This window comes from Nostoc sp. (assembly GCF_036917775.1).
Lineage (GTDB): Bacteria > Cyanobacteriota > Cyanobacteriia > Cyanobacteriales > Nostocaceae > Nostoc.
This window is the reverse complement of record NZ_JBALEQ010000019.1, coordinates 1-12,418: the sequence shown is the minus strand read 5'-3', so window position 1 is coordinate 12,418 and position 12,418 is coordinate 1. Positions and strand designations below refer to the sequence as shown.

Below are 12,418 nucleotides of genomic sequence, written 5' to 3'. Positions count from 1 at the left end.
GTTCGCGGTGTAGAGGTACTACAGAAATTAAAATATCCCAAAGGCGTTGGTGATGGTGAAGTTCTAGCTACCTCAAGAAATTATTGACCGGAATCTGTGGGTAGATATATGACAATCAACCTGAAAGCACGTTTAAGATTTAAGTAAAGAAATATTTCGTAGCTTACAGGCATGAAACGCATCGTCTTGGTTGCTGGGTTTGAATCATTCAACGCTGACTTGTACAGGAAAGCAGCTTTTTTGGCTAACTCTCGCTGTCCTGAGTTGGATATTCGGGTATTTAGCGATCGCAATCTTACCAGCCAACGCGCCGAAGTAGAAGCAGCACTTGATGGCGCTGACGTATTTTTCGGTAGCCTCCTATTTGATTATGACCAGGTTGTGTGGTTGCGCGATCGCATTGCCCAAATCCCCATCCGTCTAGTCTTTGAATCAGCTTTAGAATTGATGAGTTTAACCAAATTGGGTGACTTTGCCATTGGCGATAAACCCAAAGGAATGCCCAAACCAGTTAAATTCATTCTTGACAAATTTAGCAACGGACGAGAGGAAGACAAACTTGCTGGTTACATCAGCTTCTTAAAAATTGGCCCCAAACTACTGAAATATGTCCCAGTGCAAAAAGTCCAAGACTTACGCAACTGGTTAATTATCTATGGTTACTGGAATGCTGGCGGTCCAGAAAACGTCGCTTCATTATTCTGGACACTAGCAGAAAAATATTTAAATTTAAAAGTCGGCGACATCCCCCCGTTAATTGAAACCCCCAACATCGGATTACTCCACCCCGACTATCAAGGATTTTTTGAATCCCCCCGCGAATATTTGGAATGGTATAAAACCCATTGTAGAGACGCGATTCATCGCGTCTCTACAAAACCAGTTGTCGGGATTCTCCTCTACCGAAAACACGTCATCACCAAACTACCCTACATTCCCCAACTAATTCGCAGTTTTGAAGAAGCCGGCTTAACTCCTTTACCCATTTTCATCAACGGCGTAGAAGGACACGTGGCGGTACGAGATTTGATGACAACCGACTATGAAATTCAGCAGCGAAAACTAGGTAATATAGAAACTCCCTCACTTTCTAGTGAAGCAGTTAAAGTAGATGCGATCGTTTCGACAATTGGCTTTCCTCTGGTGGGTGGCCCGGCTGGTTCAATGGAAGCAGGCCGCCAAATAGAAGTAGCAAAGCGCATCCTGACTGCTAAGAATGTACCTTATATTGTTGCTGCACCACTATTAATCCAAGATATTCACTCGTGGACGCGCCAAGGTGTGGGCGGATTGCAAAGTGTGGTGTTGTACGCCTTACCAGAATTGGATGGGGCCATTGATACCATTCCCCTCGGTGGGTTGGTGGGCGAAGATATTTATCTAGTTCCTGAACGGGTGCAGCGATTAATTGATAGGGTGAAAAGCTGGGTGTCTTTGCGGCAAAAACCTGCTTCGGAACGCAAAATTGCCATTATTTTATATGGGTTCCCACCAGGTTATGGGGCTGTGGGGACTGCTGCATTATTAAATGTACCGCGTAGTTTGCTGAAGTTTCTTCACGCACTGAAAGAACAAGGTTACACCGTGGGGGATTTACCGGAAGATGGCGAAGAATTGATTCGCTGGGTAAAAGAAGCGGATGAAGCTAATCCTCTTGTGCCTCTTGTGGGGTGGGCATCTTGCCCGCCCCTAGATAATGGCGGGCAAGATGCCCACCCCACAAGTAGTGTCAATGTTCGCACTCTAGAAAAATGGTTGGGATATCTGCAAACCTCCCGCATCGAAAAACAATGGAAATCTTTGACGGGAACTGGTATTAAAACTTATGGCGATGAATTTCAGATTGGTGGTGTGCAATTAGGAAATGTGTGGATAGGTGTACAACCACCTTTGGGGATACAAGGCGACCCGATGCGTTTAATGTTTGAAAGAGATTTAACGCCTCATCCACAATATGCTGCTTATTATAAATGGCTGCAAAATGAGTTTCAAGCTGATGCTTTAGTTCACTTTGGAATGCACGGAACGGTGGAATGGTTGCCTGGTTCTCCGTTGGGGAATACGGGTTATTCTTGGTCGGATATTTTGTTAGGAAATTTGCCTAATCTATATATATATGCGGCGAATAATCCTTCTGAATCGATGTTGGCGAAACGTCGCGGTTATGGTGTGTTGATTTCTCATAATGTACCTCCTTATGGTCGCGCAGGTTTGTATAAGGAATTGGTGGCATTGCGGGATTTGATTGCGGAGTATCGGGAAGATCCGCAGAAGAATTATGTTTTGAAGGAAGGGATTTGTAAAAAGATTGTGGATTCTGGATTGGATGCTGATTGTCCGTTTGGAGATGCTAAACGGTTGGGGATTGCGTTTACGCCTGAGAATGTGCGGATGTTTAGCGGTCATGCTTTTGATGATTATTTGGTGGAGTTGTATGAATATTTGCAGGTTTTAGAGAATCGGTTGTTTTCTTCGGGGTTGCATACTTTGGGGGAAAAGCCGAGTGAGGAGGAGTTGGGGGCGTATTTGGAGGCTTATTTTGGGGACGAACCGCAGAGGCGCGGAGAACACAGAGAGGAGGAGGAGAGGGTAATAAGGGATTTGTTGATGCAATCTACGGATGAGTTAACGAATTTGTTAAGGGGATTGAATGGGGAATATATTCCGCCTGCGCCTGGTGGAGATTTGTTGCGGGATGGGGCTGGTGTGTTACCGACTGGGAGAAATATTCATGCTTTAGATCCTTATCGGATGCCTTCACCTGCTGCTTATGAACGGGGACGAGAAATTGCTCAAAAAATTATCGCCCAGCATTTGGATGAATATGGGAAATATCCTGAAACGGTGGCGGTGATGCTTTGGGGATTGGATGCGATTAAAACTAAGGGTGAATCTTTGGGGATTCTGTTGGAGTTGGTGGGGGCTGAACCTGTTAAGGAAGGAACTGGTAGGGTTGTTCGTTATGAGTTGAAGCCGTTGGCTGAGGTTGGACATCCCCGGATTGATATATTGGGTAATTTGTCTGGGATTTTCCGGGATAGTTTTGTAAATATCATCGAATTATTGGATGATTTATTCCAACGGGCGGCTGATGCTGATGAACCGGATGATCAGAATTTTATTAGGAAACATTCTTTAGCTTTAAAAGCCCAAGGAGTAGAAAATGCCTCGGCGAGATTGTTTTCTAATCCGGCGGGTGATTTTGGTTCTTTGGTAAACGATCGCGTGGTTGATGGTAACTGGGAATCTGGTGAGGAGTTGGGAAATACTTGGCAAAGCCGCAATGTATTCAGCTACGGGAGAGAGGATAAAGGTCAAGCTAGACCGGAAATTTTAAATACGTTGTTAAAAACTAGCGATCGCATTGTTCAAGAAATCGATTCGGTAGAATATGGTTTAACTGATATTCAAGAATATTACGCCAATACTGGCAGTTTGAAAAAGGCAGCAGAAAAGCAAAGCGGTAAGAAGGTGACAACTAGCTTTGTGGAAAGTTTCTCGAAGGATACTACACCCCGCAATTTAGATGATTTGCTACGAATGGAGTATCGCACTAAGTTGGTAAATCCCAAATGGGCGCAAGCGATGGCAAATCAAGGTTCTGGTGGTGCTTTTGAAATTTCCCAACGGATGACGGCGTTGATTGGTTGGGGTGGTACTGCCGATTTTACCGATGATTGGGTTTATGACCAAGCAGCTGATACTTATGCTTTAGATGCAGAGATGGCGGATAAGTTACGGAAGGCAAATCCTGAAGCTTTTCGCAATATTTTAGGGAGAATGTTAGAGGCGCATGGGCGGGGTTTCTGGGAAGCTGATAGTGAGAAGTTAGATAAGTTGCGCCAATTGTATGAGTTGACAGATGAAGAGTTGGAGGGCGTTACAGTTTAGTGAGTTGGGTATGTTAGGCATTGTTAAGGCATTTTACTTAATTATTGAAGTAAAAATATATGACTTCCTTTTTTTGTGATGAGGCTGCTGAAGACGATGAATACAATGTTATTAGAGATAAACCAAGATTTTCACAAGATAAAGCATTTATTGAAGAGATGACTGGTATATCGGCTATGTTCAAGAGTTACCCAGTGCTAATCTCTAAGAGAGAACTCTGGAATAAGCTAGAGAAAGTCTACGAGAAGCGATAGAGTTGATTCTAATATCAAATCGGGAACTCGCAGAGCAACAAATTTCCGGTAAAGATGTCGTCCGTGAACAGATTACTGTCAAATTATAGTGAAAAGACGTAAATTAATTTGCCATTTGGAAAAGAAGAGTTAACCAGGCTTAAATTTGATTTAGATGAGCAAACAATATAAAATCTATCTTGATGCTTGTTGTTTGAATCGTCCCTTTGATGACCAGACGCAATCCCGTATTTATTTAGAAGCACAGGCAGTTATGACAATTCTAAGTCAATGTCAATCAGCGACTTGGAAACTTATCAATAGCAGTGCTTTAATCGCCGAATTAAATCAAACACCTGATTTGGAAAGACTACAAAACGTCAAAAAGTTACTCGATATTGCTAAAATTAAAGTTATTAATAGCACCTTCATTGAAGATAGAACCGCTCAACTTCAAAAATTAGGATTCTCCAGCTATGATGCCACCCACATCGCCAGCGCCGAAAGAAGTCAGGCTGATGTATTTCTCACAACAGATGACAGACTCTTCAAAAAAGCTCAAAAAAACTCTCAATTAATTAACGTATTGATTAATAATCCTGTTCAATGGCTGGCTGAAGTAATACAAGTAGAGGAAAGTAATGATGAAAACCCAAAATGAAATTATTAAACAAGGCTACGATGCCTTGATAAATTCTCTGGGAGTTCCCGATACTATTCGGTTTATTCAATATTTCAGTCCGGGTAAAGGAGACTACACCAAAGAACGTCATCAATGGCTAGATGAAAAAACTTTGGCTGATGTATTGGTGGAGATTAAAGAATTATCCGAAGACGACACCAATCAATATGATGAAATTATTGAGTAGCTATTTAGAGAATATTTGAATTAATCGCACTATGCCTTTGACAGCTAGGGGCGCAGTACTGCGTCCAAATTGAGGCATTTCCTAACCAAGCCCTCTTGCCTTGCCCATTGAGAAATTTTAATTTCCCCCGCTATTATTAGAATGAGTACGTCTTACTAGTTCAAATCACAGTATCAGTTACTACCAGGGACATTCGACAGTTAAATAACTACATACTCCAAGCTAATCAAATTATCAAAGATTTGTTGCTATGGCGAGTACCAGAAAACTTAAAAACACTGATGAGAGTTAAAATCAACTTTCTGGTTGGATAAAACCTTTTTTAAACACAAAAACCTACTAAATTTTTTAAAGATCAGGCTATGGCAACCGAACAGTTAACTAGAGACAGCGATAATCTAGATTTAAATCAGCTACTAAGAACGCTGAATGCTGTTAAGCAAGGTGACTTTTCGGCTAGGATGCCTATAGATCATACTGGTGTGGCAGGGAAAATAGCTGATACGCTCAATGATATTATTGACCAAAATGAGCGGATGGCGGCGGAGCTACAGCGAATTGGTAATGTTGTTGGCAAAGAAGGCAAAATTGCTGAACGTGCTTCTCTAGGAGATGTTCGTGGTTCTTGGTCAAATTGTGTTACTTCTGTCAATACTCTAATTACAGATTTAGTTCAACCAACAGCTGAAACTACGCGGGTAATTCGGTCGGTTGCTAATGGTGACTTATCCCAAACGATCGCTACAGAAATTGATGGCAGACCCCTGCAAGGTGAGTTTCTCCAAACTGCTAATATCGTCAATACGATGGTAGACCGGCTTGGTTCTTTTGCATCGGAAGTAACGCGGGTGGCGCGTGAAGTGGGAACCGAAGGGAAGTTAGGCGTTCAAGCCGAAGTGCAAGGTGTAGCTGGCACTTGGAAAGATTTGACGGATAACGTTAACTTGATGGCGGGTAATCTCACCGGACAAGTTCGCAACATTGCCGAAGTTGCAACTGCGATCGCCAATGGTGACTTATCCAAAAAAATCACTGTTGATGTCAAAGGCGAAATTCTGGAGTTGAAAAACACCGTCAATACAATGGTGGATCAACTTAATTCTTTTGCGAGTGAAGTCACAAGAGTTGCCCGTGAAGTGGGAACTGAAGGTAAATTGGGCGTGCAAGCAGAAGTTAAAGGTGTTGCAGGTACTTGGAAGGATTTAACTGACAACGTTAATTTAATGGCAGGGAATTTAACCGCCCAAGTCCGTAATATTGCGGAAGTGACAACGGCAGTAGCGAATGGCGATTTATCTAAGAAAATTACTGTTGATGTCAAAGGCGAAATTTTAGAGTTGAAAAACACCGTCAACATCATGGTGGATCAACTTAATTCCTTTGCAAGTGAAGTGACAAGAGTTGCGCGTGAGGTGGGTGCTGAAGGAAAATTAGGCGGTCAAGCAGAAGTTCGGGGGGTAGCGGGTACGTGGAAAGACCTTACCGATAGTGTGAATTTCATGGCAGGAAGCTTGACGGCACAAGTGCGGAATATTGCCGAAGTGACAACGGCGGTTGCAAATGGCGACTTATCCAAGAAAATCACTGTGGATGTGAAAGGCGAAATTTTGGAGTTGAAAAACACCATCAACACAATGGTGGATCAACTTAATTCTTTTGCAAGTGAAGTTACAAGAGTTGCGCGTGAGGTGGGAACTGAAGGTAAGTTGGGCGTACAAGCAGAAGTGCGGGGCGTGGCGGGGACTTGGAAAGATTTAACTGATAACGTTAACTTAATGGCGGGTAATCTCACCGGACAGGTGCGAAATATTGCCGAAGTTGCCACTGCGATCGCAAATGGTGATCTATCCAAAAAAATCACCGTCGATGTTAGAGGTGAAATTCTCGAACTCAAAAATACCATCAATATAATGGTGGATCAACTCAGTTCCTTTGCAAGTGAAGTAACGCGGGTGGCGCGGGAGGTGGGCAGTGAAGGTAAACTGGGTGTGCAAGCCGATGTGCGCGGCGTGGCTGGCACTTGGAAAGATTTAACTGACAGCGTGAACTTCATGGCGGGAAGTTTAACGGCACAGGTGCGGAATATTGCCGAAGTAACTACGGCGGTTGCAACAGGTGACTTATCCAAGAAAATTACTGTTGATGTCAAAGGTGAAATTCTGGAACTTAAAAACACCATTAACACAATGGTGGATCAACTCAATTCTTTTGCATCAGAAGTTACCAGAGTTGCCCGGGAAGTGGGAAGTGAAGGTAAACTTGGCGTGCAAGCAGAAGTGCGCGGCGTGGCTGGGACTTGGAAAGACTTAACCGACAGCGTGAACTTCATGGCGGGAAGTTTGACGGCACAGGTGCGGAATATTGCGGAAGTAACTACGGCGGTTGCAACAGGCGACTTATCCAAAAAAATCACCGTTGATGTCAAAGGTGAAATTCTGGAGTTGAAAAATACCATTAATACAATGGTGGATCAACTCAGTTCCTTTGCAAGTGAAGTGACGCGAGTTGCGCGTGAGGTGGGAACTGAAGGTAAATTGGGTGTACAAGCAGAAGTGAAAGACGTTGCTGGTACTTGGAAAGATTTAACCGACAGTGTGAACTTCATGGCGGGAAGCTTGACGGCACAGGTGCGGAACATTGCCGAAGTGACAACTGCGATCGCAAATGGTGATTTATCTAAGAAAATTACTGTTGCCGTCAAAGGCGAAATTCTGGAACTCAAGAATACCATCAATATAATGGTGGATCAACTCAACTCCTTTGCAAGTGAAGTAACGCGAGTTGCCCGTGAGGTGGGAAGTGAGGGTAAATTAGGTGTACAAGCAGATGTGCGCGGTGTCGCTGGAACTTGGAAAGATTTAACTGACAGTGTAAACTTCATGGCGGGAAGTTTAACGGCACAGGTGCGAAACATTGCCGCCGTTACCACAGCTGTAGCTAATGGCGACTTATCTAAGAAAATCTCCGTTGATGTTAAAGGTGAAATTTTAGAGTTGAAAAATACCGTCAACACGATGGTGGATCAACTCAATTCCTTTGCCAGTGAAGTTACAAGGGTTGCCCGTGAGGTGGGAACTGAAGGTAAGCTGGGCGTACAAGCAGAAGTTAAAGGTGTAGCCGGCACTTGGAAAGATTTAACCGACAGCGTAAACTTCATGGCGGGAAGTTTGACGGCACAAGTGCGAAACATTGCCGAAGTAACCACGGCGGTAGCTAACGGCGACTTATCCAAGAAAATCACCGTCGATGTGAAAGGTGAAATTCAGGAACTCAAAAACACTATTAATACAATGGTGGATCAGCTAAATTCTTTTGCATCAGAAGTTACCAGGGTTGCCCGTGAGGTGGGAACGGAAGGTAAATTAGGCGTACAAGCTTACGTCAGAGGAGTTGCAGGAACCTGGAAAGATTTGACGGATAACGTTAACTCGATGGCGGGGAACCTCACCGGACAAGTTCGCAACATCGCGGAAGTAACGAAAGCGGTAGCAAATGGCGACTTATCTAAGAAAATTACCGTCGATGCCAAAGGCGAAATTTTAGACTTGAAGAATACTACCAATACAATGGTGGATCAACTTAGTTCCTTTGCATCGGAAGTAACGCGGGTAGCGCGGGAAGTGGGAACTGAAGGGAAGTTAGGCGGACAAGCGCAAGTTCAAGGTGTTGCAGGTACTTGGAAAGATTTAACGGATAACGTTAACTCAATGGCGGGTAACTTAACGGCACAAGTGCGCGGTATCGCCAGAGTTGTAACGGCAGTTGCTAACGGTGACTTGAAACGGAAACTAATGTTAGATGCTAAGGGAGAAATTGAAACCTTGGCAGAGACAATCAACGAAATGATTGATACTCTAGCGACATTTGCCAATCAGGTAACTACAGTAGCGCGGGAAGTGGGAATTGAAGGGAAGTTAGGCGGACAAGCGAGAGTCCCTGGCGCGGCTGGAACTTGGAAAGATTTGACGGATAATGTGAACGAACTTGCTGCTACACTGACAACTCAGTTGCGAGCGATCGCAGAAGTTGCTACAGCTGTAACTAAAGGTGATTTAACTCGTTCAATTGCCGTCGAAGCATTAGGGGAAGTAGCGATACTTAAAGACAACATCAACCAGATGATTGCCAATCTGCGGGAGACAACGCAGAAAAATACTGAACAAGATTGGTTGAAAACTAACTTAGCCAAATTTACCCGAATGCTGCAAGGACAGCGAGATTTAGAAACCGTATCTAAACTAATTCTCTCAGAACTAGCACCCTTGGTAGGAGCGCAACACGGCGTATTCTTCCTGATGGAATCTGGAGAAAATACACCGTATTTGAAACTAATCAGTAGCTACGCTTACCGCGAACGCAGACATCTAGCTAACCGCTTCCACTTGGGTGAAGGTTTAGTGGGACAATGCGCTTTAGAAAAAGAGCGAATACTGTTGACAGATGTACCAAGTGATTATGTGAGAATTGCCTCTGGTTTAGGAGAAGCTACGCCACTTAATGCCGTAGTGTTACCTGTACTCTTTGAAGGACAGGTGACAGCAGTGATTGAATTAGCATCCTTTCGCCGCTTTAGCGAAATTCATCTGACATTCTTCGACCAGCTTACCGAAAGTATAGCGATCGTCCTTAACACGATCGCAGCATCGATGCGAACTGAAGAATTGCTCAAGCAGTCGCAATCTTTGGCTGAAGAACTCCAAACTCAGCAAAATGAACTCCGGGAAACCAACAAACGCTTAGAACAACAAGCCCAATCACTCAAAACCTCTGAGGATTTACTCAAAGGACAACAAGAGGAATTGCAACAAACCAACGCGGAGTTGGAAGAAAAGGCAGAGTTGTTAGCTATGCAGAAGAAAGAAGTCGAACGCAAAAATCGGGAAATTGAACAAGCAAGAATGTCTTTAGAAGACAAGGCTGAACAACTCGCCCTTTCTTCAAAATATAAATCAGAGTTTCTCGCCAATATGTCCCACGAACTGCGGACACCGTTAAACAGCTTGTTAATTTTGGCGAAGTTGTTGGCAGATAACATAGATAACAACCTCACCAGCAAGCAAGTTGAATACAGCCAGACAATTTACTCAGCCGGTACTGACTTGTTGGCATTAATCAATGACATTCTGGATCTCGCTAAAATTGAATCTGGAACTATGTCAATTGACATGACCCAAATGCCTTTGGTAGAGTTGGGCGAACAAATTGAGCGCACCTTCCGGCAAATCGCTCAGAGCAAAGGACTTGCATTCACAATTGAATTTACTCCCGACTTACCCACAACCATCTATACAGATGTGAAACGCTTACAACAAGTGTTAAAAAATCTCCTCTCCAACGCTTTTAAATTTACAGAGCAAGGGGAAGTCCGCTTGCAAATTGCGGTGGCGAAACAGGGATGGAGCAACGACCAAGTAACTTTAAATCGCGCTCAAAATGTTATCGCCTTCTCAGTTAGCGATACAGGGATTGGCATCGCTCCCGACAAGCAAAAAGTTATTTTCGAGGCATTTCAACAAGCCGATGGCTCTACCAGCCGGAGATATGGCGGTACTGGATTAGGCTTATCAATTAGCCGCGAAATCGCCCGTCTCTTTGGCGGCGAAATTAAACTAACAAGTCAACCCGCTCAAGGTAGCACGTTTACATTCTTTTTCCCCCAATTGAATCCTGAATCTACATCAACACAACTCCCCACTCCCCACTCCCTACTCCCCACTCCCCACTCCCCACTCAGCACTCAGCACGGGCTAAACGCCCCGCTACCGCTAACAGCACTGATTAGTGACGATCGCGCTACTATTGGCATGGGCGATCGCGTCTTATTAATTGTCGAGGATGACGTTAATTTTGCCCGCATCCTTATAGAGATGGCGCAACAGCATGGATTTAAGGTGATAACAGCCCAAAATGGCAGTACAGGTTTAGCATTAGCGCAGCAATTTCATCCTTCAGCCGTTTTATTAGATATCCGAATGCCAGAAATGGATGGTTGGACAGTATTGGATCGTCTAAAACATGACCCAAATACCCGCCACATTCCTGTACACATTATGACCGTTGAAGAAGGGCAACAGCGCAGTTTGCAACTAGGTGCGATCGCATATCTGCAAAAGCCCTTAAGCAGCGAGATCATATCCGAAGCATTGCTCAAAATTAAAGGTTTTGTTGAACGCCAGGTAAAAAATTTACTGGTAGTCGAAGACGATGACACTCAACGGCATAGTATTGTCGAGTTAATTGGCAACAACGATGTTTATACTACTGCTGTTGCTACAGGTGCAGAAGCCCTAGAAGCCATCCGCAACCAGCATTTTGATTGCCTCGTCCTCGATTTAGGGCTACCTGACATGACCGGGTTTCAATTGATCGATCAGATTAAGCTTCTACCTCACGGCAAAACATTGCCCATCATTGTCTACACAGGTAGAGACATTAGCAAAGCTCAAGAAACCGAACTGAGACGGATTGCCGAAACAATTATCATTAAAGATGTGCGATCGCCCGAACGTCTCCTCGATGAAACAGCATTATTTTTACACCGAGTCCAAGCAAATTTACCTGCGCCCAAACGACAAATACTTGAACAATTGCATTCCATAGATTACTTACTCGCTGGCAAGAAAGCGCTAATTGTAGACGACGATGTGCGTAATATTTTTGCGCTGACAAGTATGCTGGAGCGTTATCAAATACAAGTGTTATACGCTGAAAACGGCAGAGAGGGGATTAACGTGTTAGAAACTACACCAGATATTGATGTCGTTTTGATGGATGTAATGATGCCAGAAATGGACGGTTACGAAACAACAAGCTTAATCCGCCAAAACGAGCAATTTAAATCTTTGCCGATTATTGCACTGACAGCTAAAGCCATGCAAGGCGATCGCGAAAAGTGCATTGAAGCCGGTGCATCAGACTACATCACCAAACCCGTAGATACTGAACAACTGCTTTCACTCTTGCGTGTTTGGCTATACCGTTAAGCTAAATTAAAGGAGATAAGGAGCAGGGGGCAGGGGGCAAGGGAGCAGGGGGAGAAGAAATATTCGGTTCCATCTAAGGTGACTAACAATTGGCCACCCAGAACTTCAAATGGTTTTAAATACCCTTTTCAATCTGATTCTTCTTGCTTTTTGATTAATAGTTTCAATCCCTAATAGGGATTTTGATGAATTGCAATGTGCAGCAATACCCCAGTTCTGTAAACGCTTGGAGGTTTCAATCCCTAATAGGGATTTTGATGAATTGCAATCTCCTATCATTGCATCTAGGTCGTAAAATCCAGTTCTGTTTCAATCCCTAATAGGGATTTTGATGTATTGCAATGATGCTGGAGTTTAGACTAAAAGCGATATGAGAGAAAGCAGACCAAATGGAATTAGAGGTTAAAAATATTATCTTGTCAGCCTGAAAGCATCCGCCATC

Annotated in this window: 4 protein-coding genes; all 4 read left to right on the top strand. The window is 43.8% G+C overall.

Annotated elements, in window-relative coordinates; translation table 11 throughout:
• Positions 1 to 171 precede the first annotated feature (171 nt).
• The 4 genes from bchH to V7K69_RS02590 all read left to right on the top strand — a co-directional run bounded on the left by bchH (position 172) and on the right by V7K69_RS02590 (position 11,976).
• The gene (bchH, locus tag V7K69_RS02605) at positions 172 to 3,891 is read left to right on the top strand and encodes a magnesium chelatase subunit H (RefSeq protein WP_335031154.1); all 3,720 of its coding nucleotides are present in this window, start codon (positions 172 to 174) and stop codon (positions 3,889 to 3,891) included.
• Between the two features lie 408 nt (positions 3,892 to 4,299).
• The gene (locus tag V7K69_RS02600; protein ID WP_335031153.1) at positions 4,300 to 4,785 is read left to right on the top strand and encodes a PIN domain-containing protein; all 486 of its coding nucleotides are present in this window, start codon (positions 4,300 to 4,302) and stop codon (positions 4,783 to 4,785) included.
• Positions 4,769 to 4,993 (top strand): hypothetical protein, encoded by a 225-nt coding sequence (locus V7K69_RS02595; protein WP_335031178.1) that lies wholly within the window; start codon positions 4,769 to 4,771, stop codon positions 4,991 to 4,993. Before V7K69_RS02600 ends, V7K69_RS02595 begins: the two co-directional genes overlap by 17 nt.
• A 362-nt stretch (positions 4,994 to 5,355) precedes the next feature.
• Positions 5,356 to 11,976 carry a HAMP domain-containing protein gene (locus V7K69_RS02590; protein WP_335031151.1) on the top strand — a complete coding sequence of 2,207 codons (6,621 nt, stop codon included), beginning with the start codon at positions 5,356 to 5,358 and terminating at the stop codon, positions 11,974 to 11,976.
• Positions 11,977 to 12,418: the final 442 nt, after the last annotated feature.

Excerpts from the sequence above, each read along its gene's own strand:
- V7K69_RS02595 (WP_335031178.1), top strand. The coding sequence starts at position 4,769 with ATGAAAACCCAAAATGAAATTATTAAACAAGGCTACGATGCCTTGATA.
- V7K69_RS02590 (WP_335031151.1), top strand. The coding sequence starts at position 5,356 with ATGGCAACCGAACAGTTAACTAGAGACAGCGATAATCTAGATTTAAAT.
- bchH (WP_335031154.1), top strand. The coding sequence starts at position 172 with ATGAAACGCATCGTCTTGGTTGCTGGGTTTGAATCATTCAACGCTGAC.
- V7K69_RS02600 (WP_335031153.1), top strand. The coding sequence starts at position 4,300 with ATGAGCAAACAATATAAAATCTATCTTGATGCTTGTTGTTTGAATCGT.